Annotated in this window: 38 protein-coding genes; 11 read left to right on the forward strand and 27 right to left on the reverse strand. The window is 54.7% G+C overall.

What is annotated here, in order from left to right:
* Window positions 1-107: 107 nt before the first annotated feature.
* The 15 genes from IFS44_RS06230 to IFS44_RS06300 all read right to left on the reverse strand — a co-directional run bounded on the left by IFS44_RS06230 (window position 108) and on the right by IFS44_RS06300 (window position 11644).
* A complete protein-coding gene (locus tag IFS44_RS06230) occupies window positions 108-566 on the reverse strand; it encodes a hypothetical protein (protein ID WP_192097823.1) in 459 nt (152 codons plus the stop codon).
* A gap of 109 nt (window positions 567-675) precedes the next feature.
* Window positions 676-1587, reverse strand: a complete 912-nt coding sequence (locus IFS44_RS06235; protein WP_192097824.1) for a phage tail tube protein — start codon at window positions 1585-1587, stop codon at window positions 676-678.
* A 76-nt stretch (window positions 1588-1663) separates the two neighbouring features.
* Window positions 1664-2056 (reverse strand): hypothetical protein, encoded by a 393-nt coding sequence (locus IFS44_RS06240; protein WP_192097825.1) that lies wholly within the window; start codon window positions 2054-2056, stop codon window positions 1664-1666.
* Window positions 2057-2063: 7 nt separating this feature from the next.
* Window positions 2064-2369 carry a hypothetical protein gene (locus IFS44_RS06245; RefSeq protein WP_192097826.1) on the reverse strand — a complete coding sequence of 102 codons (306 nt, stop codon included), beginning with the start codon at window positions 2367-2369 and terminating at the stop codon, window positions 2064-2066.
* Window positions 2366-2728 (reverse strand): hypothetical protein, encoded by a 363-nt coding sequence (locus IFS44_RS06250; protein WP_192097827.1) that lies wholly within the window; start codon window positions 2726-2728, stop codon window positions 2366-2368. Before IFS44_RS06250 ends, IFS44_RS06245 begins: the two co-directional genes overlap by 4 nt.
* Entirely contained in the window at window positions 2728-3198 is a 471-nt protein-coding gene (locus IFS44_RS06255; RefSeq protein WP_192097828.1) for a DnaT-like ssDNA-binding protein, read from the reverse strand. The genes IFS44_RS06250 and IFS44_RS06255 overlap by 1 nt, the downstream gene beginning before the upstream one ends.
* A gap of 71 nt (window positions 3199-3269) precedes the next feature.
* On the reverse strand, window positions 3270-4226 hold the full coding sequence (locus tag IFS44_RS06260) for a hypothetical protein (protein ID WP_192097829.1): 957 nt from the start codon (window positions 4224-4226) through the stop codon (window positions 3270-3272).
* Between the two features lie 105 nt (window positions 4227-4331).
* A complete protein-coding gene (locus IFS44_RS06265; protein ID WP_192097830.1) occupies window positions 4332-4967 on the reverse strand; it encodes a hypothetical protein in 636 nt (211 codons plus the stop codon).
* An 80-nt stretch (window positions 4968-5047) separates the two neighbouring features.
* Window positions 5048-5257 carry a hypothetical protein gene (locus IFS44_RS06270; protein WP_192097831.1) on the reverse strand — a complete coding sequence of 70 codons (210 nt, stop codon included), beginning with the start codon at window positions 5255-5257 and terminating at the stop codon, window positions 5048-5050.
* Window positions 5254-7272 carry a minor capsid protein gene (locus IFS44_RS06275; protein WP_192097832.1) on the reverse strand — a complete coding sequence of 673 codons (2019 nt, stop codon included), beginning with the start codon at window positions 7270-7272 and terminating at the stop codon, window positions 5254-5256. Before IFS44_RS06275 ends, IFS44_RS06270 begins: the two co-directional genes overlap by 4 nt.
* Window positions 7273-7280: 8 nt before the next feature.
* Entirely contained in the window at window positions 7281-8738 is a 1458-nt protein-coding gene (locus tag IFS44_RS06280; protein ID WP_192097833.1) for a DUF4055 domain-containing protein, read from the reverse strand.
* A 2-nt stretch (window positions 8739-8740) separates the two neighbouring features.
* The gene (locus IFS44_RS06285; RefSeq protein WP_192097834.1) at window positions 8741-10129 is read right to left on the reverse strand and encodes a phage terminase large subunit; all 1389 of its coding nucleotides are present in this window, start codon (window positions 10127-10129) and stop codon (window positions 8741-8743) included.
* Window positions 10130-10323: 194 nt separating this feature from the next.
* Window positions 10324-10572: a hypothetical protein gene (locus tag IFS44_RS06290; RefSeq protein WP_192097835.1), complete on the reverse strand. Its 249-nt coding sequence runs from the start codon at window positions 10570-10572 to the stop codon at window positions 10324-10326.
* A 194-nt stretch (window positions 10573-10766) separates the two neighbouring features.
* The gene (locus tag IFS44_RS06295; protein ID WP_192097836.1) at window positions 10767-11222 is read right to left on the reverse strand and encodes a hypothetical protein; all 456 of its coding nucleotides are present in this window, start codon (window positions 11220-11222) and stop codon (window positions 10767-10769) included.
* Complete coding sequence (locus IFS44_RS06300) at window positions 11222-11644, reverse strand: hypothetical protein (protein WP_192097837.1); 423 nt, start codon at window positions 11642-11644, stop codon at window positions 11222-11224. Before IFS44_RS06300 ends, IFS44_RS06295 begins: the two co-directional genes overlap by 1 nt.
* A gap of 511 nt (window positions 11645-12155) precedes the next feature.
* Between IFS44_RS06300 and IFS44_RS21885 the strand changes: the two genes are divergently transcribed.
* Window positions 12156-12497 (forward strand): hypothetical protein, encoded by a 342-nt coding sequence (locus IFS44_RS21885; protein WP_206757814.1) that lies wholly within the window; start codon window positions 12156-12158, stop codon window positions 12495-12497.
* 3 nt (window positions 12498-12500) lie between these two features.
* Here IFS44_RS21885 and IFS44_RS06310 read toward each other — a convergent pair whose 3' ends face one another.
* From IFS44_RS06310 to IFS44_RS06320, 3 genes are all read right to left on the reverse strand, one after another.
* Entirely contained in the window at window positions 12501-12767 is a 267-nt protein-coding gene (locus tag IFS44_RS06310) for a hypothetical protein (protein WP_192097839.1), read from the reverse strand.
* Complete coding sequence (locus IFS44_RS06315; protein WP_192097840.1) at window positions 12764-13051, reverse strand: hypothetical protein; 288 nt, start codon at window positions 13049-13051, stop codon at window positions 12764-12766. The genes IFS44_RS06310 and IFS44_RS06315 overlap by 4 nt, the downstream gene beginning before the upstream one ends.
* Window positions 13052-13261: 210 nt before the next feature.
* Complete coding sequence (locus tag IFS44_RS06320) at window positions 13262-13438, reverse strand: hypothetical protein (RefSeq protein ID WP_192097841.1); 177 nt, start codon at window positions 13436-13438, stop codon at window positions 13262-13264.
* 215 nt (window positions 13439-13653) lie between these two features.
* On the opposite strand from IFS44_RS06320, the gene IFS44_RS06325 reads away from it, so the two are divergent.
* Window positions 13654-13899 carry a hypothetical protein gene (locus IFS44_RS06325; protein ID WP_192097842.1) on the forward strand — a complete coding sequence of 82 codons (246 nt, stop codon included), beginning with the start codon at window positions 13654-13656 and terminating at the stop codon, window positions 13897-13899.
* An 88-nt stretch (window positions 13900-13987) separates the two neighbouring features.
* Here IFS44_RS06325 and IFS44_RS06330 read toward each other — a convergent pair whose 3' ends face one another.
* Window positions 13988-14593 (reverse strand): recombinase family protein, encoded by a 606-nt coding sequence (locus IFS44_RS06330; protein WP_192097843.1) that lies wholly within the window; start codon window positions 14591-14593, stop codon window positions 13988-13990.
* Window positions 14594-14708: 115 nt separating this feature from the next.
* Window positions 14709-15284, reverse strand: coding sequence for a terminase small subunit-like protein (locus IFS44_RS06335; RefSeq protein WP_192097844.1), 576 nt, complete (start codon window positions 15282-15284; stop codon window positions 14709-14711).
* A gap of 244 nt (window positions 15285-15528) precedes the next feature.
* Between IFS44_RS06335 and IFS44_RS06340 the strand changes: the two genes are divergently transcribed.
* Window positions 15529-16293: a hypothetical protein gene (locus IFS44_RS06340; protein ID WP_192097845.1), complete on the forward strand. Its 765-nt coding sequence runs from the start codon at window positions 15529-15531 to the stop codon at window positions 16291-16293.
* Window positions 16294-16314: 21 nt separating this feature from the next.
* Here the strand turns inward: IFS44_RS06340 and IFS44_RS06345 are convergent, their stop codons facing one another.
* Genes IFS44_RS06345 through IFS44_RS06355 form a run of 3 tightly spaced genes read right to left on the reverse strand, consistent with a single transcriptional unit; the run spans window position 16315 to window position 17248 of the window.
* The gene (locus IFS44_RS06345; protein ID WP_192097846.1) at window positions 16315-16611 is read right to left on the reverse strand and encodes a hypothetical protein; all 297 of its coding nucleotides are present in this window, start codon (window positions 16609-16611) and stop codon (window positions 16315-16317) included.
* Window positions 16608-16928 (reverse strand): hypothetical protein, encoded by a 321-nt coding sequence (locus tag IFS44_RS06350; protein ID WP_192097847.1) that lies wholly within the window; start codon window positions 16926-16928, stop codon window positions 16608-16610. The genes IFS44_RS06345 and IFS44_RS06350 overlap by 4 nt, the downstream gene beginning before the upstream one ends.
* Window positions 16925-17248 carry a hypothetical protein gene (locus IFS44_RS06355; protein ID WP_192097848.1) on the reverse strand — a complete coding sequence of 108 codons (324 nt, stop codon included), beginning with the start codon at window positions 17246-17248 and terminating at the stop codon, window positions 16925-16927. Before IFS44_RS06355 ends, IFS44_RS06350 begins: the two co-directional genes overlap by 4 nt.
* Window positions 17249-18024: 776 nt before the next feature.
* Here IFS44_RS06355 and IFS44_RS06360 point away from each other — a divergent pair.
* The 4 genes from IFS44_RS06360 to IFS44_RS06375 all read left to right on the forward strand — a co-directional run bounded on the left by IFS44_RS06360 (window position 18025) and on the right by IFS44_RS06375 (window position 21498).
* Window positions 18025-19047, forward strand: a complete 1023-nt coding sequence (locus IFS44_RS06360; protein WP_192097849.1) for a hypothetical protein — start codon at window positions 18025-18027, stop codon at window positions 19045-19047.
* Entirely contained in the window at window positions 19047-20426 is a 1380-nt protein-coding gene (locus IFS44_RS06365) for a DUF3987 domain-containing protein (RefSeq protein ID WP_192097850.1), read from the forward strand. Before IFS44_RS06360 ends, IFS44_RS06365 begins: the two co-directional genes overlap by 1 nt.
* Window positions 20426-20743: a hypothetical protein gene (locus tag IFS44_RS06370; RefSeq protein ID WP_192097851.1), complete on the forward strand. Its 318-nt coding sequence runs from the start codon at window positions 20426-20428 to the stop codon at window positions 20741-20743. Before IFS44_RS06365 ends, IFS44_RS06370 begins: the two co-directional genes overlap by 1 nt.
* A 140-nt stretch (window positions 20744-20883) precedes the next feature.
* On the forward strand, window positions 20884-21498 hold the full coding sequence (locus tag IFS44_RS06375; RefSeq protein WP_192097852.1) for a hypothetical protein: 615 nt from the start codon (window positions 20884-20886) through the stop codon (window positions 21496-21498).
* Between the two features lie 272 nt (window positions 21499-21770).
* Here IFS44_RS06375 and IFS44_RS06380 read toward each other — a convergent pair whose 3' ends face one another.
* On the reverse strand, window positions 21771-21935 hold the full coding sequence (locus IFS44_RS06380) for a hypothetical protein (protein ID WP_206757815.1): 165 nt from the start codon (window positions 21933-21935) through the stop codon (window positions 21771-21773).
* Window positions 21936-21937: 2 nt separating this feature from the next.
* A complete protein-coding gene (locus IFS44_RS06385; protein ID WP_192097854.1) occupies window positions 21938-22837 on the reverse strand; it encodes a hypothetical protein in 900 nt (299 codons plus the stop codon).
* 250 nt (window positions 22838-23087) lie between these two features.
* Here IFS44_RS06385 and IFS44_RS06390 point away from each other — a divergent pair, with 250 nt between their 5' ends.
* From IFS44_RS06390 to IFS44_RS06405, 4 genes are all read left to right on the forward strand, one after another.
* Entirely contained in the window at window positions 23088-23780 is a 693-nt protein-coding gene (locus IFS44_RS06390; RefSeq protein WP_192097855.1) for a hypothetical protein, read from the forward strand.
* Between the two features lie 22 nt (window positions 23781-23802).
* A complete protein-coding gene (locus tag IFS44_RS06395; protein ID WP_192097856.1) occupies window positions 23803-24246 on the forward strand; it encodes a lysozyme in 444 nt (147 codons plus the stop codon).
* Window positions 24247-24377: 131 nt separating this feature from the next.
* Window positions 24378-24599: a hypothetical protein gene (locus tag IFS44_RS06400; protein ID WP_192097857.1), complete on the forward strand. Its 222-nt coding sequence runs from the start codon at window positions 24378-24380 to the stop codon at window positions 24597-24599.
* A 51-nt stretch (window positions 24600-24650) separates the two neighbouring features.
* Window positions 24651-25103, forward strand: a complete 453-nt coding sequence (locus IFS44_RS06405) for a hypothetical protein (RefSeq protein ID WP_192097858.1) — start codon at window positions 24651-24653, stop codon at window positions 25101-25103.
* Between the two features lie 65 nt (window positions 25104-25168).
* On the opposite strand, the gene IFS44_RS06410 is transcribed toward IFS44_RS06405, so the two are convergent.
* Together IFS44_RS06410 and IFS44_RS06415 are read right to left on the reverse strand one after the other, a co-directional pair.
* A complete protein-coding gene (locus tag IFS44_RS06410) occupies window positions 25169-25360 on the reverse strand; it encodes a hypothetical protein (protein WP_206757816.1) in 192 nt (63 codons plus the stop codon).
* A 179-nt stretch (window positions 25361-25539) separates the two neighbouring features.
* The gene (locus tag IFS44_RS06415) at window positions 25540-25803 is read right to left on the reverse strand and encodes a hypothetical protein (RefSeq protein WP_192097860.1); all 264 of its coding nucleotides are present in this window, start codon (window positions 25801-25803) and stop codon (window positions 25540-25542) included.

Genomic DNA, 25803 nt, shown 5'->3' on the forward strand with positions numbered 1-25803 from the left:
ATCAAGGGAACGCTGTGCGCGTTTTGCCTTATGTCCAGAGCCTTGCGCCGTCTTAATAAGGTCTCCGAGGCTGTCGCCCTGCGCAACCTCGAATTCCAAACGGCGTATTAGTTTCCCTCTGGTAGTTCGTCCTGTCCTTTAGGCTGATAGTTCTTCAGGTCTGAAGCGAACGCGAGAACCTTTTGCATGGCGAACGCGCCTTTAGGATGGTTCAAGTAGGCAAAAGCGCGCTCCTTGGTGAACGGCATTTCCTTTCCAGCCTTGTTCTTAACGCCGCTCCAGTCGTTGACACAGATTTCAACGAAGCCCTTGAGCTTCATTTCATCTTCAGTCAGTTCCTTGATCTTGGGATCGGGCTTACCGTCCTTGGTCTTAAACTTCGCCGCCATGTCTTCCATACGAACACGGAAGTGATCGGTCGTCATATCAAACAGCGCTAGGTCAAATATACCGTGGCTGCGTCCCATTTCATCAATCACCTCATACTTCCGACCAGCGGCTAGTTCGGCGTCGTAACGCTCGATGAATGCGAAATCGTCATCAATCGATGCTTTTGCATCAGTCATTATTAATAGCTCCTACAAGAGTTGTAAGCTATTTAGTCAGACGCAATGAAGGCGTGATCTAGCTTCCCAAACCACGCCCCATTCATCGCAACTCTTGTAGGTAGTGCGATTACAGCTTGGTAACGCGCATGGCGAAGCCAGCGACATCACTATAAAGGCCAGTGAGCGTCAGGTTGACTAGCTCGCTTGCGCCCGAGACTTCATGCTTCGGAACCGAAACCAGCATGCGCGGGAACTCATAACCGTAGCCGGTGCCAGCCTTGCCGAGGTTCAAGGAAACTGCGGTTTCGGTCTTGGCATCGCCAAACAGCAACTCGGGGTTGAGGTCTTCACGGTAAGCCTTAACCGTAAGCGTAACCATGCGGTTAGCCGAGGTGCTTTGACCGATGCCGTTACGCTTGCCGAGAGCAAACTGAACTTCGCGCGCCTGATCAACCACGAGTTCAAGCGAGGTGTAATCAACGTCAAGGCCACCGATGTTGATAGCGCCCATGTCCTCACCCTTCAGGCGGGGGCCGGAAGCTGGAATGACATACTCTGCGCCGGTCATCTTCGAAGTGGAGTATTCCCAATCAAGCGCCTGCGTATCGAAAGTCGCTTTAACGTATGCATCGGTTGCAACAGAAAGCGTCATCTTCGTCGCCTGCTGCTCGAAATAGCGGTAATGCATTTCGGTGTTCTTATGACGAATCGTCTTCTCATAAGTGAACGCGCTATCAGTGGTGCCAGCCGTAGTCGCATTGGCGGTGAACGGCTTTGCCGAGATTGCGGAGAGCATCAGCGTTTCGAAGTTGACGCTACGGCTAACTTCAAGCGCGATTGGACCGGTGCCGGAACCCGAAGTGTATGCCATGTCGGCAACATCACGGTTAGCCTTCAAGGCTTCACTGGTAAGCGTCTTGTAGTCGAACGTGATATCATTGCCGTTAAGGTTCTCGATGATATTGAAAACCGGTGCTACCGGCGTTCCGGTCGCCGTATTAGCAACGATTGCGTAGGTTGTATCAGAGGGGTTAGCCACGAGTGTAAGCTCCTAAATTAGTGGTAGGAGCATCGCTCCACACATATTTAGAAGATCAGGGTCGGGCGATTAGGTTTTAGTGTTCCGCTGTGTAGGGAACGCTAGCCGTGATAATGAACCAGTTAACTTCTACATCGTCTGTTCGATATTCAGGCGGATCGCATCGCAAACGATAATCGTCAGTATGCCAGTCGGTAAACGCTGCGCTGAACTGTTCGATCAATGCCCAACCTTCCTCAACGGAATCGCCAGCCGGAACATAGACATCAAGGATGATGCGCCCGATCTGCTTGTAAGAGCGCTGACCAATAGAAAGCCGGTCCCGATTGCCCGGATCAACCTGAAGGTGAGCGTAAAGAACACCCGGTTCCTCTATCGAGGGGTCATTATCCAGTATGTAGGGAATCGATTGATCCCATGTCTGTCTGAAGCGCGCGTTGATCGCTAGAATGTCATCAAGGTTATTCACGATGTATTTAGCGCGTATGCTTATCAACGGTTTTATCAACGAAGCGCGGGACGGACTGGCGCGACTTACGGTTGATCTTTTCCGCATACGGGACGCGGTTATAGACTTCCGGGTTCTTCGGATCGCTGGTGTCGATCTGCCAACCGTTGCGTAGAGCGCCAGATATAACAGGCGTGCCGGAAGGCGGGGACGCGGTAAGATCGATGAAGATATCGTTCATCATATCCTCCATCGCCTCATACATCTCCTCTTCGATCTCGTCGGCGTTGAGCATCGCGGTAATCTGGCTGAAGTCAGCATCAATCTTCATCATCGCATTACAACCTTGCACATCGAAGGCTCGCCGCCGTCTGGTGCCATCTCTTTGGAGCTTGATACCTTGTAGGTTCGATCACTGGCTTCGAACTGGATTACGTCATCGATCTTGATGAGGCCGAGAATGCTAGCGGTGGTTTCGGTAGTGGTAAGCCCGTCATCAGCCTTAACCTCGCGATCCTTGCGAAAGCCGCGTGTAGTGAAGGTGGTGGTCTCTACTCGTGCTTTCTTACCGGCATCGCGTTGCGCGTCCGTGCGGGGGAGGCGAACCGAGCGAGTTACCGTGATGGTTGGCGCTTCAAGAGCATCGAATAGCTCGCCGGGAAGCAAGCGCATCTCTTCGAGGAAACTAGCCATCAGGTTAGCTTCCCGATGATCAGGCTACCGCCGCTAGTAGCGACGGAGGTCTTCAGGAACGCGACATCAGCCAATAGGTTGGTGATCGCGGGGTAGGGGTCGCCAGAGGTGATATCGTCGTAAACGACTTCCTTCTTACCGGCATCGCCCTCAAGCTTGGTGGATTTGATGCCTCGTGCGGCTGGAGGGCCGAATAGGGGGCCTGTGAGGGCGTAGAGCGCTAGTTCAACGGTCGCACGGACCACAGAGGCCGGAACCTGTGCATCCTCCAGCGTTGGCCACTGGAGGGGCTGTAGCCAGACCATGCGGGGCGACTTCGCGCGGTAAAGCGCATCGATGTAATCGGTGGCACGAACCAGCGCGGCTTCGCGTGCATCGTTGGTTGCGTCATCCCACGCGGTGTTCTGTCGAATGGAATGATACTGATCGGCTTCCTGAACCGTCGCGTAGCTATCGTTGATGATCGTCATCAAGTATTTAGGCTGAAACGAGAAAGGGGCCGGTGTTTCCACCAGCCCCTCAATCGTGCGTAATCCGTGGATTACTTCGCGTGCTTGATCGCGCGGAACCCGATGAAGTCGAGGCCAGCCTTACGATCCCACATGTCAGCATTTGCAAGCTGCGCAAGGGAAGGCTTCTCGATCTCATTCTCACCGATGGTGCCGGTGTAGCTGAAGCCCTGCGGAGCAACAACGAGCGAACGACGCGTGCGGAGGATTTCACCGCCGCCGCCGTTACCGGCATCAACGTCACGGCCATACTCCATAGCGACTTCGCCCGGAACAACGCCGGTAGCGAATGCTAGAGCGCCATCGCTAGCGATGATGGTCGTCTCATCACCGAATGCTTCGGTAACGATCAGGTTGTAATCGGCATACTTTGCGAAGTGAATGTTCACGTCCGACTGCGGACCCTGATAAGCTGCGGCGTTAGCCTTCTTCAGCTTGGCAAGCGTGCGCTTGGAAACGATCAGATTCGTTGCCGGTCCATCAAGCTCAACTTCAGCATCGATGATCATATCAACGCTGAATGCCGAGGTGCCACCATCAAGCGTCATCTCTGCGTCAGATGCAATCGCACCCTTCATCGATGCCACTGCAAAGTTCTCCGCAACTTCGTTCCAGAAAAGCGGGATAGCCACTGCCGGAAGATAGGTGTGCGGGTCGAACTTCGTGATGATGTTCAACATGTCGGTGTATGCCCAACCCCAGTTAAGGTCGAAACGGTGAGCCGTGTAGCTTCCGCCAGTCAGCTTGCCGACTGCGCCCTTATCATCGTAGTTGTCATTCGAGTGGTTGAACTGCGTGGTATCAACCTTGTTAATGAACTTAACGCCCTGATCCTGTGAACCACCATTCATCAGCGACTGAACAAGGGCGCTGGTAACAGCGAGGCCGGAAGTGATGAGGGTGTTATTGATCTTGAAACGCTGTGCAACCAGAGGCGCAAGAACGCCGGGGGATGCAACTAGGTCGCTAATGCGGGTCTGTGTGGTCATGTTTAGCTTTTAGCTCCAACTTAAACGGTTAGACGGCCCGCGTTGGAGCCGTGGAGCTTTTCGGCTCCACGGATATTTATTTAACGATGTATTCAGGGATCGATTTTAGATATCGAGAGTAGGCCAGTTCCAAGTTTTAGCGTAAGCCTGTGCTTCGGCGGGGTTAGTCTTGGCAAGCTCCTCAAACTTCTTGAAGTCTTCAGCGGTCTTTGGTTCACCAGCAAACATGCTGCCCTTTGCGCTGGAACCAGCCGCACCAGCGCCACTGTTCATGGGCGCGGCAATGTATGACTTCGCCTCTTTGGACGCGAAGTAGGAGCCGAGGTGATCTTCAAACGAAGTGCCATCTAGCGTCACGGCTTCGCCGGTATCGTTCATGCTGGCATCAGCCTTGAGGGCCTTGGTGAGCATGGCGACATGTTCGGGAAGAACGCCCGCCTTGGCGATAGCGGCGCTGATCGCACCATCGATGGTCTTGGTGGCTAGGGTGCTGTTGAGCTTCTGGTTCAGCGTGGTGAGCTTGTCGATCTCGCGCTGGAGCTTGGCCTGTGCCTTCTCAACTTCGCTCTTGGTAGTGTCGGCTGCGTCGTTCTGCGCGGCCTCCAGTTGGTCCAGTCTGTCCTCAAGGGTCTTGTTAGCCTTGGTGGCCTTATCGAGGCGGCTCTTCAGGTCCGCGTTATTGGCCTTCAGGCCAGAGACATCATCATTAGGCGTTTCAGTTTCGTTGGTCTTATCAGTCATCATTCTCCTGCGGGGCTTCCCCGATGGTGTGCGGGCTTCCCGCGTTGATGCAGCGGGCTTCCCGCTACACCTCTATTTAGTTAGACGCGTTCAAGGTCTTCCACGGTAAGGTTCCCGACATAGAGAGGATCGCTAACGGTAAGCATGATGCCTTCGAAAACAGAGCCGAGGTAATCACTGTCCTCTAGCGGGATATCAACCGCCAGAGTCATGATTGTGTTCAAGTCATCACGGTCAATCTTGTTGCCGCGTTCGCTTACAAGTTGGGTGATTTGATCAAGTGCGTTCATGTCTTTGATGCCTCATCTAGAATTTGTTCAATCAGTGTCTTCAGGTCGGGATCAACCAAGTCCAGTCGCCCCATCATGTAGAGGCCGAAGCTCTCCGCCCACCATTCATGCTCATTGGTTGTAGCATATGTGCTACTCACAAGCGCTTTCTTCGCGCTTCCAACACCGCCACCATTGCCGGGGCTAGCGCCATGGAACTTCGTAAAGAACATCTCTGCTAGTTGCTTCTCAAGCGGTGGTCTTCCGACCTTTGAACGCCGTCCAGCCTTGTTACGCATCTGGTGGACTTGGTGGCCAAACTCGTGGAACATGACGTGGCGAGCGCGATCAATGCCATCGAAGTAATCGGTAGCGATTGGGGGACGATCCTTAACATCATCGCCGGGTTTCCATGTTGATACAGGGCGGGTAGACGCGCCTTCGGTTCGGCGTGCCGCCGTAACCTTTTTATCAAGCGCCATGTATACCTTACGCTTGGCGTTGAAGTTATCGGCCATGCCGTGATACGCGATTACCGCATCCCTTTGGGCATCACCTTCTAGCGCCTTGATCTTCGTCTTTTGCGCATCGATCTCCGCGCGAAGCTCCTTTAGCTCTACCGCTGCCGCATCTCGTGCCGCGATGGCTTTAGCGACTGCGCTAGCGGTCTCGCCACCGCCGATGATCTCCGCATATCCGTTGAAGTAAACGGGGTTCATGGTGAGAACGCCATCGCCCATGGTCGCGACATAGCTACCGACGCCTTGCTTCATGGCGCGTAGACGCGGAACCTTGAAGGCATCAGCCAGCGTATCGAGTTCAGGCCAGAGCGCTGCGATCATGCTAGCGCCCTTGTCCGTGAAGCCGGTCCCCATGGCGACCTTGCCAAAGTCGGTATCCTTGATCGATTTGAACTCGCGAACTGGATCGTAGCGTTCATCCTTTGCGCCATCAGCCACTTTGGCGGAGATGCTTCTAACAGCTTCTTTACGCGGGACTACAGCGATTGTATCCGCCGTTACCGTCTTATCAACCGGGCTGGTGAAGCGCTTTGGCTTCTCCACTTCCGGTATCGAGGCCAGATTGGCTTCATCACGCTTCTTTAGTTCGTCCAGTGTAAGCGGCTTGTCCTTCGATACCTCTTCCTGAACCTCACCAGACTGTTCGGCCTTCCACTGACTGTAAGGCTTGTGCTTCGGCGGATCGGTATCATTCTTACGCGGTAGCAACAGCGAGCGACAACGCGGGTGCGCTGGTGGTGTTACATGCGGGGAATCAATCGGATATATTTTGCCGCTACGGGTCTGGCATATCGGGGAAGTGCGGCTGTCTAGAACAGAGGACCACTCAACGAACTTGATGTTCCGCATGTTACGGAAGGTGTCGAGACGTGCCGCGTTCTGAACCTGTGAGTTCGCGGTTAGTGCGAAGGTCTGTGCGGACCGTCGCGAGATATCCATCAAGCCATCTGTGTAATCTTGCGCCTTCGTGCCTGCGATGCGCTTAACCAGACCGTCTGTGGCCTCACCTTGTGCGATGCCGAGCCTGATAGCCCCCTCAAGGCGCTTGAAGCGTCCTTGGTCCATCCCCTCAACCCATGACTTCAGTAGGGCCGCGCCATGCTGATCAACCGGGATCGGCGTGTTCTCTACAAGGCTCTTGAGATATGCAGCGGATGGCACGCGTCCCGTTAGGTCCGCGCCCGCTTTCTTCGCTGCTCTGGTGGTAAAATCGACTTCGTGTTTCGCCAGTTCGGTAAGATCAGCCGTCGCACCCGAAGCAATCTGCTTGTAAACGTTCGTGTTCACCGTTCGGATTGAGGTCAACATGTCCTCAAAGCGCTTGGTGGTAGCGGGTCCGTTATCGAATCCCTTCGCCTTCATGCTCGCGTATCGGCTGGCGATTGTCTCAACCAGTTCATCATCAGCGCTGTTAAGCAAGCGGACGATCTTGTTCGCCAAGTCCGCGCCAAAACCCTCACTCGCGATAGCGTGGCGAATGAGGGTGTTGGAAAGATCAGTATCGTTGAAGGCCATATGGGTATTTAGGCCAGCGGTGTAGTTCCCTGATCAGCGGGCGGTGGAACAGTAGCGTTGGTCTCTGTCGTCATCGGGATGATGCTGTCTACGGGCGGACGATCTGCGATCTCCTCACCAAGCTTCTCTTGATCAAGCTCGCGATCAAAGCTTTCGGGTAGCGCGCCACCTTCAATCATCTGATCGATCAGCGTATCCTTGCTGTAGACGTTCGCCTTCCACTCCTCCACAAGCTGCTTGCGCTCGTCAGGGGTAAGCTTCGCCGCCTGATAGTCGGTGTTTAGCGTGTAGCTGATCGAACCTTCCTCAAGTCCCAACCAGTAGGCAACCCAATCAAGCTGATCGTTCAGCCAATGGCAGGATAGGCGAGCCGTTCCAGCCACCACGGCGTTCTCTGAAGCGGTTTTGATCGCCAGCGTCTCGCCAGCCTCCACAGCGGCCTTTTCAGCCGCCAGAACGCGGCTTCCTACCTTGGCCATGTCATTGGCAAGAACAGCGACGGACTCGCGCAAGCCGGGTAGCGCTCCGCCAGTCGGCTCAAGCATCCCAACCTTGATTTCAGAGCCGTTAGTTTCAGCGGTTAGGTAGTTACCCGGTCCAAGCGCCATGCTGTTGACCTTCGTGCCGAATAGATACGGGGTCGGATTACCAGCCCAGAATTCGGCAATCTTCAGGTTACGCGATGCGCTGTAATGCGCCAGATTAACATTGACGACATCGCTCAACTTTGCCTTCGCGGGGAGATATTTGCGGTTTGAAGTGACAAGGCTGAACGGGATTTCGTCTAGTGTTTCATTGCCTTTGCGCGGGGTAATCGTCTGCGAGATTGCCCATGTTCCGGCATTAGCTTTCCAGATGTTGACCGAGTAGACACCATCATCAAGGCGTAGCTCTCTGATCGTAACATCGTCTTCAACCAGACGAACGCGGGTAACGCGCTGGCGGTTATTGATGACGCCTGTTTCGATCCCAAGAATGCTTTCAGCCTGATACAGGCCGATGAACGGGCGAACACCTTGAAGCTGTGCCTGTCTGGCATCTAGACGCTTCTCGCTAACCGGATAATCACAAACGAGGCCAACGAAGTTGGTAATCATCAACTCGCTAACAACATCTTCAGCAAGGTGATCGATGCTGTAGCCGTCCTGCGTGATCGTTTCGAGAATGTCGGGGACACCACCATCTTCGATGTTAGCGGGCTTGTGAAAAATCAGCCCCATCAAGCCCTCATGCGTGCGAGCCGCGCCGGGGAAGAACGGCGTAAGAGCTACTGTGTTTTTGTAGACCTCATCCTTCTCATCGCCTTTAGGTGCGGGAGGTGCGGGGAGATACGTGCGGCCCGCTGGCTTAACCATCCGCTCGCCTTCAATGACATCGCGGTTGCGCTTCCAAATAGGATGCCATGCAGCGATGCGGGAGTCGGGAGTATTGATAGCGGAGTTATCGATGTAGGGGATCATGAACATATTTAGCTCATGAAGTTCGCTACCCTGCCGATAGTAAGCGTGGCTTTCGGCTTGTCGCCTGATAGATGCTGTAGAGCATACACCAGCGCGTCTACGCGATCTGGCGAACCCTTGAAGCTAGGTGCGTCAAACTCAACCATCTGTTGCTCAAGCGCGTGAAACTGTCGCGCCTTCATTGCTGTGAATGCCGGGTCTTCACCTTCAGCGCGAACATGCGGAACATGGTTGACCAAGCCCTGCACATACATCGCGGCAATAGGTTCAGCGCGTAGGCGCTTCTTACGTCCACGGCTTTCAACATACTTGACGGGAGCATTAGGAATGGTGCGGCTGATTAGCTCCTCAAGGATATCGCGCGCGTAATCCTTTTCCGAAATAATCCAGTTCGCATCATACTTAACGCGTAGACGTTCAGCTTCCTTGATCCATTCATCAGGCTTACCCTTCATGGTGGCATCTTCAAGGACGTAATACTTACCGTCATGGCCACGCCCTGCCACGATGATACCCGTGCTATCGCTCTTGCTGTTGGAGGTGCCAGCCGGATCGAGCGAGACTACCGTTTCATCCATTTTGTCAGGGTGGGCGTAGAGCCGTCCGATATGCGCCGGGTTGAACAGAGCGGAAGGGTTATCCTCACTCCACATGCCGTGTTCATCGCGCCTGCGCTGCTCATCCGACATCGACTCAAAATCTTCGAAGAGCGATGCCGGTAGGTTCGGCTTGTTGTCGATGGCGTTGATGGTGAGGTAGCGATAGGTCTTGGCGTGGTTGCCAATCGGCGTGCGCTCATCAGGAATGACACCTTCAACGAATGCCTGATAATCCCAACTGCTTTTAACGGTCGGGTTAAGATCGAAGAGCATCTTCGTTTCGAGCATCGGACCATCAACGGTCTTGATCTCTTCGGACAAGCGCCCGCGTAGCGTAACGATGGTTTTGTAATCGACTTGGTTAGCTTCGTTCACCATTACGGTGGAGAACTTCAGACCACGGACCTTTTCAGGGTCATCAAGCCCCATGAAGATGAACTTCGAACCGTTGGGAAGCCGAACGGTTAGATCGCCACCATGAACGTAGTTGTCAGGGTGTAGCTTCAGTTCGGTCCACCAGCCGGGTAGGAGGATGTCGAGGGTTTCGGGAAAGCTGCCCTTGAAGAGATTTCGTTCACAGCTTGTGCGGGTCGCGTGGAAGAACCCATGCGTAGAACCGGGAGCGCGAAGCGCGCGCATGAACATGATGGTGATAAGCGCGATGGTCTTACCGGAACGGATACCGCCAGCCGCAAGGATGTTACGGATCGTCGGATCAGATGCCCATTCGAATAGCTTGTAATGCTTCGGCTGGAACGTTGTTAGATTGAACTCTTGGTTCTTTGGGGATGTTGACACCCGATATTTAGCCGGATGGCGTTAAATCCAGCGCATCTGGAAGAGAAACCGGTCGTCCTCGCTCCTAAACCAGACGTAGAAGCGAGGCGGCTGAAAGTCGTAACGGGTCTGGGGAAGGTTGGCGTCTATCCACTCTGCCCATTCGATAGCGAGGTTGAGGCCACCCTTGGGGATGATGGCCTCTGCACCCTTACTCATTCGGCTTCAGAGGTGTCCTCTGGGGCTTCATCGTCCTCAAGTGGCTCTGGGGTGGCGGGGCCGTCTTCAGCGGCCTCTACAGCCTTCAGAAAGGCATTGGCGTTCGCCGCCTTCGAGAAGGTGAGGGTGATCAAACCCTTATCGTCGGGATGATGGGCCGCGACTGCACCATGCTTGATGGCATCGATCACGAGTGGCGTAAGGTTGCCCGAATGATCGAGCGCGGGGAGGTCTACTGTTTTCATAATCGTATTTAGTCAGGTTGGGAGAGCGGCGCGTCGCAACGCCCTCTCCCCGTCTGATCGTTCCTAGCCTTTACCACCCTTCAATGTTTACCCGCTTTGCTCCAGTGGCCTTGATGTTAATACACAGGCTAGGCTTAATCGGTTCCGCTGTAGATCAGAGGGCGGAACTCGGAGGTAGGAGGGCGGGTAACTGGTTAAACCGGTTTGCTCTTCAGGACGGTTACGCAATCATCAAGCGTGAACTCAACGGCAATCTCGCCGGTAAGGGTTCGCTTGATCATCATATCGCTTGCGTCGTAGATAGTTACTGTTCGTGCGTTGATATCGTAGGCGTAAACCAACTCATCAATCTTGTTGCCATCAACGAACACAGCCGTGACATTCATGGCCATCACATCGCTGGTAGGCGTCATCGAACGCGGGATGCTAACCGGGTCATCACGAAAATCCCAACGATGCGGCGTTACGTCTGGCTTCGTTACCGGAATGATATCGTCGGGATCGCGATCAACCAACGCCAATGCAAGCGTTTTCATCGTAGTCTTGATCATTGGCTTCGCTACAGGAATGAAAAGAACGAACATCAGGCTAACGGACAAGATGGTTACGATATCGCGTAGATTAAGCGATAGAAGAATGATCTGTTCCATCACTTGCCACCCTTCAGCGCTGCTATCGCTTCAATCGCGGTCTGAAGCGCATCAGCCATGCGCTTGAAGGCTTCGGGAAGCTCTACCTTGACGGTTGCGGCATCCAGCTTGGCCTGCGCTGCGGCGATGTCTTCTTCGGCCTTGAGGGCGGCTAGGTGCGCCTGCTCTGCGGCTAGTCGTTCTTCCTTCGCGGCCTGCTCTGCATGCGAGCGGCGAATGCGATCATACATATTGTCGGTAATATAATCGATCACGTTGTCAGCGCGGGGGATGAATACGCTTGGTTCGTCAAGGTAGTCGATACGGTAGGTTGGTGCGGTCCGAGAACCATCGGGGCGTTCGGTCGCTCGCACCTTGATGATGCCAATGCATCGAGATTCGTTAAGGGCGGTAATAACCGCTTCGCGTTCTTTATGGTTCATGGGGAACTCTCCTAATGCTTGAGCCGGTTGTCGCGGCTTCATCGTCTTGCGATGTATTTAGCTTGGAGAGGTCGAAGGGGTGTCAGGGGTGGGGATGCTCCGTGTGTTCGGAATGGCATCACAGATCGAGCGGTGATAGCGTCGCGGTATGGGACGACAGAGCGCGCGGAAGTTGGGGCCGGTATTCAGTGTGGTGGGGATGGCTTGGGGGGTCTACTCCACAGTCACCTCAATCGTGGAGGTGCCGGGGAAGGCGAAAGACTTCGCCAAGCTGCTAGCCGATCCACCAGCAAACCTTCAGTGGTGGTTCCTCGCTGTGTTCATTGGCGTAACCATTTGGGGGTTCTGGCCAACCGGACCTGAAGTGGCTGCACCCGAGGGGGCGTCACAGTCCTCCAGCGGAGCGGGCGCGTTCAACATCGGCGTTGTTCATGGGCCGGTGAATATCGGCAGTCCTCCCCCAGCCGCCACGCAACCGGCTAGGTCGCCATACGGTAGCGGACGCCCGCCCATGCGGATTTCAGCGGATGCAATGAGGGGAGCGGAGAAACTACCGCCGCTGCGTCCGAACTTCAGCCTAGCCAAACTGGTGCCATTGGTTGTGGCAAGCATTCCAGACGAAGCGGACGATAGGAGGATCAACCTCGCTATAGCCGATTGGGTTGTTCAGTATGGCGTATCCGTCTGGGGGCGGCTTGATGATCGTCCAATAAGCAAAATCCACGTCACATATCTGGCTAGAGCCAAGTTCGATCATCGGCGTGACTCGTTGAAGTATGTAACGGAATGGAACAGCGTTACGATGAAGGATGTTCAGTTCAACAAGTCGGAAGTTGATGCATTCTGGCTTTGAGGGTCATTCGTCTTCCTCCATCGGGGGAGGTGTTACGATATTCCACCAAGATGACTGCGCTAGTGCGAGGATACCGGCGAACTCTAGGTTGGAACGGTCCTCACCAAAGCCATAGAAGCCGATCCCGCCATCTTCAGTGATGGTGAAGGCAAAGACGCTTTGCGCGTCTACCTTGCCCTTCTCGATACGATCAGCCAACCGCCGCATCATGGTCGGGATGCTGGCCTGATCTACGGTCTGGTAATCGCTCATGTTGATGACGTTTGTCATAGCTCGCGCAACCTCGCGCTCTTGGGATAGCGGGTCTTGCCATCGTCGTAGTGATCGTGATCTCGATATTCATCAGCCAGCGTCTTGGCGCTGTTCATGATCAGGGTGGAGATACCGCCATCGGATAGGTCTGTGATGCAATACAGCGTGGTTGTGCCATCGCCGTTGCGGATCGTCTGGCCATACTCTTCGAAGTAGTGATCATTCCACTGGCGAGCCTCGCACATCGTGCCACACGCCTCGCAATAGCGCTCTACTGGCTTCATGGGGTCTGGCGGGGTCATGCCTGATCGCCTCTCAAACGGCGTATCCGCTGTGCTACCGTTTCGGTGTGATCGTTGGCGAGAAGCTGTGCGATCTCCGCATCTAGGATGGCGGTTCGCTCTTGCACGTCGCGTATCTGTTCAGGGGTAGGGTCTGGTTGGCTGCTCATCCGGTATTTAGCCGGATCGCCAGAGACGCATGGTGACGCACTAGCGGTGGCTACGGTTAGGTTACTCTTGCCCTGCAAGGATCGCGAGATAGTGGCGGATAGCAGGGGCGCGGTCGGAAGCTGGATCGCAACACCATGTGTCATCATCAGCCAAGTCTTTGATCAACTGGAGTAGCGCGTCGTCATCGTCGCGAGCGATCTTGGAAAGTGGGGTCATACCCATATCAACGAAGTTCATCTTTGCGGCTCCTATGTTTGTGCCGCCCGATCCACTACGTTCTGGTTCAGGCTGCTGTCAAATACTATAAAAGCCTTGACGAATATTAAGATGAGGTATTCCTAAACTGTCTGCGTGATCGTCATCACGGACGGATCGGAGATTCAAATAATGCGAATCAGTGGGGTGCGGTCGTAGCAAGGGTTCGGCGTGCTACTACAACCAAAGGGAAGACCATGATTGAACAGACCAACACCACCACCGCACATATCACAGTTAGCAACATCGTATGGGATGCCACCAGCAAGCGCGAGGTAGCAAAGCTGCCCACCAGCGTGACGATGGAATGGTTCGGGGACTATCAGGAACGCGGATCGGATGCCGAGTTTGATGAGTTTGTTGACGACAAGGTGATGAACCACCTGTCTGATACTTACGGTTACTGCATCTCTGATTGCGAGGTCGTAACAATAGCCGCGTAGGGGCGGCTAGGAGCCTTCAGGGGCGCTTCGGGGACGGTCTGGCCTCAATCGTGGCTAGATCGTCCCCAAGGGGCTGTATGGGGCTGTATCAGGCATCCTTCGGCTTGGGATCGCCATGCTCCAGCAACACCCGCTGAACCACACTGACACCGACGCCTACCGTGCGTGCGATCCAGAGCTTCCCTTTGCCCACCTTGCGATGTGCTAGAATGTTCGTCTCTTTGATCGGCTCCACCTTGTTGCGACCGAGCTTCACCCCCTTGGCCTTGGCTCTGGCCAGACCGGCATTGACGCGCTCCACGATCATGGCGCGTTCGAACTCCCCGAACACCGCCAGCATCTGGAACATCGCCTTCCCTGAAGGGGTGCTGGTATCGAGTCCCTGAATGTGGAGGTAGAGGTTGCACCCAACGTTCTGGATATCCTCTAGGAAGGCCACCAGATGGTTCAGGGAGCGGCCTAGACGGTCTACCGACCATGCGGCGATCATATCGATGTCGCGGCGCTGTGCGGCCTTCAGCATGGCATCGAAGGCGGGGCGCTTGTCCCTGCCCTTGGAGCCGCTGATAGCTGCATCCTCGAATATCTCTACAATGGTCCAGCCTCGCTGCTTGGCTACACGCTCAAGCTCCATCCGCTGGTTCTCTGTCGTCTGCTCTTTGGTCGAAACTCGAAGGTAAATCCCTACTCGCATGGTGGTTGCTCCTATACCGCAATCACTTATTTAGCGTATAGGTGGCAACCCTGCAATAAATGGCTGAAAACCGTGGATCGTATGGCCTGAAAACATAGGGGTTTTCGGTATAGGCTCATTCGGCCTGATCATCGTCCTCAATCACCCGCGCTGGCGGTAGGGCGATCATCGGCAAGACCACAGGCGCAATAGAGTGCGTGACTTCAACACGCGACTGTTCACCAAACTCTGTGCGGTTGCGCTGTGCGATGTTGGTGTTGATGGCCTTGATCAACAGTTCGTCACGCTGGCGATCTCCAGTAGACCAATCGCCGCCCTGTGCGATCATGATACGAAGATCAGCTAGGGTGCGCTGCCCAATAGCTTGAGCGCGTATACGCTGCTCATCTAGCCAATCGTCCTTATCGCACCAGTTATAGAAGGTGCTGTGCGCTGGCATGTGATCATCAAGACAGATTACAGTAACGCTCTGGCCACTCTTGAGGCGATCAAGTATCTCATCAATCATCGCGGGTGTGCGGATAGACGACGATCCGGGCTTCAGGTTGTGAAGCATGCGAAGTCGGGTGGCCATATCGGTTACAGTCTGTCTGCCAAGGGTCTGGAGGTCGCGGCCATTGCCGGTCCCAATCGATTCAGCGGATATCTCGGCAAAGGTGCGGGTGCCGTCAAAGGCGGGTTTCTCGTCCATATCTGGTATTTAGTGAGTTAGTCGATTAAGACGGCTGCGAACGGGGGAAGCATGCAGAAAGACACTAGGAACGGGTTGATCGTTGGCGCGGTCTGGGGCGGGGCCGTTGTCGCGCAACAAGCTGCGCGTAATGACTTCGTGTTCGGTAGGGCGATAAGCGCGTTCAGTTTTGCCCTGATATTCTCCTACGGGATTGTTCGGTTCTTGCGGTGGTATCGTAAGCGCTAGGAATAGAGGATCGATCATGTTTCGGAATCCGTTCGATGGTGCGCGCGCAAAGATTGAGCGCTCACATCGTCATTTTGATGAACTGGTTGCTGAAGAGGCTGCTTATATGCAACCCGAAAAGATTATCATCGATCTCGTTCGGCAGCCAAATGGAGATACCAAGGGATACGGACGGTTAAGTTCGATACCAACCTTGCAGCACTGCGCTATCGTTGCCGATATATTGGGAGCATTTCGCTCATCGCTTGATATCGCTGTGTATGAAGCTGCAAGATCACTCGCAAAGAATGAAATTGGCAAAATATACTTTGCGTTTGGTAAGGATGAGGCGGGGTGGAATAAGGTAGTTAGGCAAAACATGCGCGGTGTTGATAGCCGGGTATGTGATGTCGTTCGTCGCTTTCGTCCGTGGACAGAGAACGGCAACGTCGTGCTTGCTGCGCTTAATCCACTGGTGAACGCCGATAAGCATGTTCAGTTGGTTGGGCTTGCGGGCGGTCCGTCCGAAATGTCCATAGATGGCCTGTCCCTGCATCGCGACGATGGTAAGGCATGCCACTACATGGGCAAAGTTCCCGTGTGGACGGACGCTAACCCGACCGAGATATTCACGGTTGGAGCGCCCGCCACGGTAGAGATAACTGGCGACTGCACGATCACACCGCGCTTTGGGTTTGGCGCTGTGCATGGCCTGCCATTGGTTTCGGCTGTTGCCATACTTAACGAGATGGGATCGATATGCGAGAAGGTGATTGATGCTATGGAAGAGGCGGTTAGATAGTCCACTGATCATCAACCGGCTTCATGCATCAACCCTCGCCAGCGCTCCCTCAATATCCCAATCATGGAACAGGTGAGGTTCATGGGGATCGGCCCATATCTGCCCAAGCTGCGAGATGATGAACAGCATGCGCTCTTCGCTGTCCCTGACATCGATCTCAAAATGCCAGTAATGTTCCCCATCAGCCTGATCGCTGAATGAAGCCGACTGGTGGACCATGCTGAACTCATTATGGGGAAGCTGCTTAACGCTCCAGTTCATCAGGCGCGTGCATGTCGAGGATGAACCGTAGACGGTTAGGGTGAGGGGGTAGGTCATGCCTTCACCGCATCCGAAATCGCTGCGCTTACCGCGTCGATCTCGCTGGTCTTGAACCGGATGAAGTAGCCATCGATACCAGCGCCATTGCATGCGCTGGCGTCTGTGTATCTTTCCGCCCTGTAAGGGCCATCGAACGGCGTAGGCGACACATCGTCATGCCATATCAGTAGCGTGATAATATCGAGCGCCTTGCTGTAATCCTCAACAAACAGTGCGTAGTCATCGCGCGTGAGTCCGCGACGTGGTTCATCGCTGAAGAAATTGTCGTTGTAGTCGTCGGTGATCGGCTTGATAACGCAGTTATACTTGCTCATGCTGCACCATCAGCCTTAACGGCTCCAGCCATCGCGTTATCGAGGAGATAACGGTGTTGGGTGAAATCAGCCGGTAGCGTAACCTTGATCCAGCGGACCTGTCCGCTTGGGTGGCGGAACGTCACGATAAGCTCGTGAATGTTTTCCGCGAAACCGTAGTCAGCTTCGCCGGTGGTAGCGTGTGCCTCCATGTCAACGATGAAGAGGCGGTGGCGTGCGTTCTCGCGAAGTTCTGCGAGGTCGGGGGCGGGGCCTTTGCGTAGCTTTTGCTCAAGCGCGTAGCGCTCTTCCAATAGCGCTGTGTAGTCTTCTCTGCTCATTTTCAATCTCCCTTGCGTGGTAGAGTATTTAGGCAAAGGACGGTTTTCGCTGTAACGCCTCGCAAGTTCCCGATGGCTCAAGAATACCAACGGGAACCCTGCAAGGAAGTAGACTAAAACCGTTTTCAGCCTAGATGCAGTATACCAAAGGCAGATTCGCTTCGCATTATTGGAGCGCGCCATCTCATTACAGTCTGATCAACCGCCGGGGGAGGGCAGTTGTCACAGGTGTCACACCTGTCACACCTTGTTGGCCAGAAATACACAAATGAGTAACCGCGTGAGCAAGAAACGGCTGATTTCTGCCATTTTTTATAAAGAGAGATATACTTCAAATTAGCTTATCTCGGCGTTTTCTCTAAAAGTGCGTGTGACACCTGTGACACCTGTGACAACTGCCCTCTAGGCGTTCAAAAACGGCAGAAATCCCCCGTTTTTACCTCATTCAGTTGTCACAAAAACCCCTTCAGTTGTCACCAGTTGTCACACATTGTCACACGGATTTTCGTCAGTTGTCACACAATCTGTGACAACTGGTGACAACTGATGTGACACCTAATCGGGCGGTTGCTTCATTTTATTAATGCGGGCGTGACACGCGATCCTGTATTCCAACTAAATAGAAATGAAGATCGAAGCTGTGGCGGCACTGATCTGGCAGATTTGGATAAATATAGCGTGGACGGTTGCCCTTGGGTATATTGTCCTTGTTACCTCCAGAAAACGCTCGCTGCCGCCACAGCGGGCGTTTTCTATTTTGGAGGTAATGAAGAACTATGTTTACGATTATGACTACTATCTGGGAAGAGAGGCAGGATGCCCGCCCACTTCTCACCAAGCGTATCACCCAAACCCCTCAAGGCTGGTCCAAGGCCGATTACGATGAAGCGTATCTGTATGATGCGATTGTCGAGACGGACACGCATGATCTCGCCGGGTTGGTTGATCTCTTGCGCGAGCTAGAGGGCGATCCTCATTCGTGCCTCATCCGTGGCGAGCCTATCGCCGCTACCCGTTCTATCCGCCGTGCCTTGCGTGACGATCCCAAGCGCGGTGCTGCGACCATTCGCCCGGTTGATGGTGGTCAACCTTGGGTGATGCTCGATATGGATAAGCATCCCGTCGCCAGCCTTGGGTTCACCACGAACCAACAGCGCCTTGATTATCTGGTTAGCCAGCTTCCGGCCTGCTTTCAGGAAGTCTCCTACTACTATCAGTGGAGTTCATCGGCTGGCCTAGACAACTGGCAGACGTTGAGCGCCCACTTCTGGTTCTGGTTGGACCGTCCGTGGAACTGCCGTGATCTCTACGAGCGTTTCCATTCAGGCGATTTCAAGGATAATGGCGTTGACTATTCACCGTTCACTCCCAACCAGCCCCACTACACCGCATTCCCGATCTTCACGAACTGTGCCGATCCGTTGGGTGCTGACCGTGCCGGATTGGTGATCAAGCCGCTGGTTGAGGCAACGCTTCCGCCGTTCATTCGCGTCATCCCGCCAAAGCCAGAGTTCACGGCGACCGAACATCATCGCCGTTTCCCGTTCACACGGTTTGAGGCGCTGCTTAACGATATTGGTCCCGGCTACCACCACGAGGTGCGCCGCGCGATTGCCCATTATGTAAGCGTGGTGCGCCCGCACGAGTATGATCGATACGATCTCGTGCGCCGTGTCCAAGATGCCATCATGATGGCTCCAGCGGGGAAGAACCGTAAGGCCGATTACAGCAATGATCGCTACCTTAACCGTCTGATCGATGGTGCTGAACGCAAGTATCGTTGGGGGGTGTCGTTCTAATGGCTTTCCCTATTGATGTCCTCCCGCTCGCGACACAGGACGCGATTCGCGCTCAAGCCGAAATTGGTAACTATCCGCTAGAGTCTGTCGGCACTGCCGCCATGGCGATCATGTCGTTTGCCGCACAAGGCATGGCAGATGTTGCCGATCCATCGCAGGATGATCGCGCTTACCCGCTGTCGCAACTCTACATGACGTTGATACCGTCTGGTGATGCCAAGTCTTCCATCTACGGTAAGTTGATGGCGGGTGTAGCTCGCTGGCATAAGTCCGAAGCGCTCAAGTATGATGATGAGGTGATCGTCTACAACGTCGCGCTTCAGACCTATGATCGTGATCGCAAGACCGCGCAAAAGGCTGGTAATGATCAGTTGGTTCTCGCTCTGGATCGTAACAAGCCACAGCCGCCACGCCATCGGTTCAACACGCCGTCAAAGACCACCACCAACGGCATCATCAAGACGCTTCAGGATGGCTGGCCTACCTACGGTCTGTTCAGCGACGAAGGCGGCTCGGTCCTAGCTGGCCATTCGATGCGAGCCGAGAACTCGCCAGTAGAGTTCGCCTCTACGATCACCATGCTGTATGATCGGGGGGCGGCTGATCGCACCACTGGCGAGGTGAGTGTTCGCCTGTCTGGTTGCCGTCTGGCTGGCCTGATCATGGTCCAGCCCGATGTGGCGCGCGAGTTCCTGCAAAACCGCGTGTTCGCCTCACAGGGTATCCACGCACGGTTCAACATCGTCCAGTCGGAGAAGTGGGAGCGCAAGGCTATCGACTTTGCCGATCCTGCCGTGAAGGCTCGCCAAGCCGCCCTAGCGCGCCGTATCGACACCTTCACGAACCGGATTGAGGCGATGCTGTCTGAACCGCTTCCGTGCGATCCTGATCAGCCCTTCGTTCTCACCCCTCCCGTTATCGGCTGGAATTATGCGGCACAGCTTGAGGGCGTGAAGATCAACGCGGAGTGCATTCGCCGCGCCGATCTACAGGATGAGACCTATTGGAAGCGCCTGTTCGAGCATGTTTGCCGCACGGCTGGTGTTCTCGCTGCATTCGAGGGTGAGGCCAACATTACGGTTGATATCCTCAAGGCTGCATGGGCGCTGGTTCAGTTCTACGCTGATCAGTGGAAGAACCTTGATCTAGAGGTTGGTAGCGAGCGTGACACCACGCATGCGATCTATGTCGAGAAGGTCATGAAGGCGCTTCGCCTGAAGGGTCCGACGACTGCACGCGACATCAGCCGCCATGTCCTACGCGGCGTTAACAGCGACGTTCGCGACAAGGTTCTAGCCGGGATGGCCAAGGATGGTCTTATCGAGGCTTATGAGACCGTGAACGGCAACATCACCACCAGCGGATACACGGTGAAGTGATGGAGTATATTTCAGCAGGCTACCGCGTCGGAACACAGAGAGTGTTTCGCGCGGTGCCGATGAACGAGCTAGCCGAGATTAACCCCTACCACGCGATCAGGTTGAGCGAGCTTCCGGGCTTCGTCTACGGTCCCGGCTCTAATAAGCATAGCATAAGCGTTCTCTATGATCTCAACGAAGAGTTCATCAAGCTGGTAAGCCGCTTTGAGTTCATCCGTCAAAACGGTGAACTATGGATCATGCTTGATACCGAAGAGGAGGCACGGATAATCAGAAACCGGTTTGGGCATGACAACCAAACAGCCCCAACCAGCTAAATACCATGCTGGCGAGGACGCTCAAATTCTCCTTATCGCCAGTCTTGCACGCGCTGGCTTTGAGCCGCGCACCAAAGTCCCGGTAGAGCCGACTACACGCGCTCTACCGGGCATCCCCCAGACTCCCTAAATAGGTCGTTATGATCTTTCGTCCTCTCCCCGAGTTCCCCGGTTACGCCGTATCTGAATGCGGTGTTGTTAAGCGTTGCGCTGGTTTGCATCGCGGTAAGATGCGACTTGAGAAAATTCTGAAGATCGCGCCCGTTACCAACATGGTCTATTTGATTAACGATAGTGGTCAAGCCAAGCGGAACGTTAGAATTTTGGCGATGTCGGCATGGTGCGATGCAGATAGTTTGCCTGATTACGCCAAGCCACGCCCGAAGAACCGGGTTGACGTTGCGCATCTGGAGTTTCGCCCGTGTCCCAACTACCCCGGCTTTTCAACGTCGCAATGCGGTTTGATCCGGCGTGATGAATACTGGAAGCGCATTAGGGAAAAGTCGGTTTTGCAACCGGCGATCATCCGTAAGGTATCGAAGTCGGGACAGGTCATTACCAACGCTAGAGCTTTCAACGCTGGTAGAATGGTGATCGATGCTTGGGGTGCGTGTCCATCCAAGCTGCCCGAAAATGTTGCTGTTCCCAAGAGCGGTGATGTTCCTCCCGTAGTAAGGCCGTTTTCATGGGATCGTCGCGGCTACTGCCATGAAGCTGGTGTTAGGGTGCGCACGGTAAAACAGCCCCCAGCTTAAATACTGTATGCGAACACCAACCCATTCTGAAGCCGCTGATCTCCTCAACCGTCTTGAGGGAAGCCCTGACATCAAAGCCGCCCTTGCCCTCTACATACGGATGAACCGCGACGTAGAGGGTTGGGAGCTTCCACAGGTGGCGAGGGTGGCGGATGCGGCGGATAGGCGCGCGATCCGCGCCGAAGCGAGGGTTGAGACCCTACTGGGGCGTGTTGACGCTCTAGCGGCCCTACAGGGGCGTTTGGAGCGCCTTGAGGAGTTTCTAGACAGCGTTAGGAACGGTTAGCCGCCGCTCGCTTCAGCCGGTCGCGTTGCTTCGTGACTTTCTCCAGTTCGGCTGTGGTTTTCCTCAAAGCGATGCTGAAGCGCGCTAGGTCGCGCTCCAGTTCGTTAATCCGCTGGAGGTGTTCGCGCGTGCTGTCGATTTCGTTTGTCATGATCACCAAGCCATCTTGAGAGTGCGGAAGTCATCAGCGTTCAATGGAGGAACGGGACGCCCATAGGATCGCTGTGAAACTGGCAACAAGAGCGTTTCAAGTTTGGCCTCCAGCTTCGCCGGGGACCGCGCCAACACCATCTCTTTGACGATGGCCATCATGGTGCGAACGGATACCTGATCCATGTTCCACAGGTTGGCAGTGAACCACTCAAGAGCCTTCGCGCGATCAGCGAGGCTGACCGTTTTACCCGCAACCGTGTTGATCACGTTCTTCTCCATGGCGAGCCAGACGCAATATTCCCACGCCAGCAATCGGTCATCGGGGATGAGGATTGGCTGGATACGGGAGAACAGCGCGTTAGCGTGGCTAACGTTGGCTTTCGGCATGCTGTGGAGGTTCGTGTTCGTCATGATGAAGATCGGGGCCTTCAGTGAAACGCCCCAATGAGGGACTTTCTTGATACCGCCTTGGGGGCCGATCTCTTCGGTATACCAGACGTAATCGCTGATATACTTTTTGCCGATGCCATCGGTGGCCATCTTCATGATGTTGAGGTTGCGCGGGTTCTGAAAGATCAGGTGCGCTTCGTCCATCACCAGCGGGAGCGCGCGCTTGCGCCCGTAGGTCGCATCGTGGAACCCGGCTAAAACGGTCTTGTAATCCTTGGGGGAATCGATGCTCACCCGCTCACCTTCGGGAGCATGGGAGCCGATCACCTTATCAATCACATGGTTCTTGCCCAGACCGCTACCGCCAAAGCAAATCAGCGCATCTCGCTTACCGTCCATGACATCTTCCGCTTCGTCGTTCAGCGTATCCATCGTGATTGCGATCTTGTTGTGTATGGGGACCGTCTTGAAGTGGTCCAGCCTTTCATCTTGTGTTGCGATGCTGTTCATCAGTCTAACCTTTTTGAAGTGGTGCGCACCACGAAGCCATCAGCCGAAGCATCAGACACCTCAACTTCCGTCGAGGGTGGGGGTATTTCTGGTTGGTAGCAAGAGTTCCCTCCGCGCTACCGGGTATTTCTGGTGCCGTTCGTCATTGAGACTACTTGGCGGTTTGTTGCTCTTCCGAGCGTCCCACTGAAAGCGGGGTTGGTTAGGCTGGCCAGCATCACCGTTTGCCGAAGCTATTGGCTCCGACGACTTGTCCTATACATGGCGCGTTTTGGTTTTTCGCCTCGACTTCACAGACGGTGGCGGTTCTGTCACAGACGGTGGCGAGATGGAGGAAGACCGTATCAGGGGCGGGATCGCCACCGCCGATCAGCGTAAGCGTGAAGCTGTCGCGTATGCGCGCAAGGTGATGCCGATGATGCGGCAAGCCATCGGCGCTACCCGCAAACCCAATGGCGACATCAACATGAGTGCCGCCGCGCGTTGGCTGAATGAGCAAGAGCCGCCAGTCGCGACATTCTCCGGGACGGGGAAGTTTGGAGCCGAGACGGTTAGCCGCGTTATCTTCAAAACCGAGGAGAGCGTTCGCTCTAATGCGGAATACTCATGTTCGCTGGCTGTTCGCCTCATCAATCAAAAGGCTGAAGAGCAAGGGCGCGAACCCGACGCGCAAGGAATCGCCCGCCTAGAGGCGGAGCGGGATGCGGCGATAGCTGAAGGTGTCCTATTAGGTCGCCAGTTACGCTGCGAAGATATCGCGCCGATACAGGCAATGGGTTTAGAGGACGCGGCGCGGTTGATCATCCTGCAAGTTGATCACCGCAAGCGCGGCAAGGGTTGGGATACTAACCAGCGTTCCTATGGCGATGGCGTAAGCTTTGAAACATGGGTGCGAAATATTCTGTTGAAGGCGCTGAACCAGCCTGATCAACCCGAGAACTAAACCGGACTAATCTAAATAGGGGATGACGCCATCCCCTAACGCTTACAAGCTAATCAAACATTTTGAGGGTCTACGCCTCAAAGCCTATCTCTGCTCTGCCGGGGTCGCCACTATTGGTTGGGGGCAAACCGGGAAGGACATCAAGCTAGGCTTGGTGATCACGGAAGCCGAGGCCATCGCGCTTCTAAACCGCGATCTCGCAACACGCGCCGCCAAGCTCAACGAACTGCTCGCTGGAGCAAAGACCACGCAAGGCCAGTTTGATGCTATGCTCTCGCTGGCGTTCAACATCGGTAACGGCGCATTCGCGTCATCGTCCGTGCTGCGTAACCACAAGGCCGGTAAGTTTGCCCAAGCCACCGCATCGTTCGGCATGTGGGTCAAGGCCACCGTGCGTGGTGCCAAGGTTACTCTACCCGGACTGGTAACGCGCCGCGCTGCCGAGGCGAAGCTTTACGCGTCCTGACACCCCAAACCCCTTGCCGGTATAAATAAAAATGCAAGCAAGGGAGTTTTGAAAATGAGCGATTACCTACCCGCGATCATAGGGCTGATCCTATTGATCAATGAGCTAACCCTACCACCGAGGGTGTCGAAGTGAACGACGCCCGACCACTCCACCTGATCGAAGATCGCGAGCATCTTGCCAATCTCGTTGCCAGCGCCAAGGTGCTTGGCCTTACCAAGACGCCATGGCATCACCAGCGCCTTCGCAAGCTGTTCGTTCATACCACACCATGCGAGTTCGCCATTGATGAGAACGGGCGGATCGTCCTTACCGATGATGATGAGATGCTGTTCAATCTCAAAATGATTTGACAAGCTCGTGATTAAGGGAACAGACACGCTCCAGCATCAATGGAGCGTGTCATGTCCCTTAAAGCATTCCTTACCCTTACCGATAACAAGCTTCGTGAAGCGTTCCTGAAGCCTGAATATGATCCCACCAAGGCGAGGGCAAAAGTGATCGCCAGCCTCGATAAGGCGGTTGAGCAATTTGGTCGGATTGAGCCGACCAAGGGTAAGAAAATGTGGAAGGTGAACAATAAGAATATTGAACTCACCCTTCCGTTCGCCATCGACGGCGAGCATGTGTTTTACAGCCCCGCTGAACGGTTTCCCGATCTGGTTAAGAACCTCAAGGCTGCTATCAATGCCGGAGAACTCGATTCGCAACTCGAAGAGGGTAACACCGCATCGCCGCAATCGTCCGTCACACAGGTTGCGGGCGGAGAGAAGAAACAGCGCGCTGGCTGGTCGCCAGAGCGCCGCAAGGCTCAAGAGGCTGCTATCGCCGCCAAGCGGGCTGCTGCGGGCAAGTAGGACGCTCACACAGCGCTAGAAACGATCACAGGGGCCTCGCGCCCCTGTTTTTGTATCTGCCGTCCTCAAAGCCACCGCATGCCGAAGTTCATCTTCTCTTCGATGGTGTTGAACCGATACCGCCACCCCTTGAGTTGACCGCGCACGCTGTGGCTGGTGCGGTCATGATCGATAGCGTTCGCTGTGGTCCACCGCTTCACCGCCTCAAGGTCCGTGGTAGCGGGTAGATCGATTGTCATATGTGGCGCTTGGTTCATGTCATCACCCTTTGGTTAGACCCTGTATAAGCCCCGCTGAAGCGTATTAACAGGGGAGGGGGTAAATCCTTGAACCTAGTCCCTCGCGCGCTTCATCAGGGCTAACAGGACGGCTCTAGCGGCATCGTCGCGAGCGTTGTCTAATATGGCTTGCTGTTCGGGAGTGGGCGTAAAGGCCATCACTTCACCCGCGCCCGCAAGAGGGTCTTATGAAGGGTGCGTAGATCGTCATCGCTTATCAAGCGCCAGAATGGCAAGAACTCTTGCGGTAGGTCATCATCACCCGCCGCACGTCGCCACTTGATGTTCATGTTCGATACGCTTCTACGGGAGAACTCGCGCATGACGGACATCATATACATCCGCCATACGCGATCCCGTTCCTCTACTGTGTCGGCTTCATTCCGATCTTCAAGGTAGAGGTCATTGATGTTATATTTCAC

Origin of the sequence: Sphingomonas sp. CFBP 13706 (assembly GCF_014842355.1) — a bacterium.
GTDB classification, from domain to species: domain Bacteria; phylum Pseudomonadota; class Alphaproteobacteria; order Sphingomonadales; family Sphingomonadaceae; genus Sphingomonas; species Sphingomonas aerolata.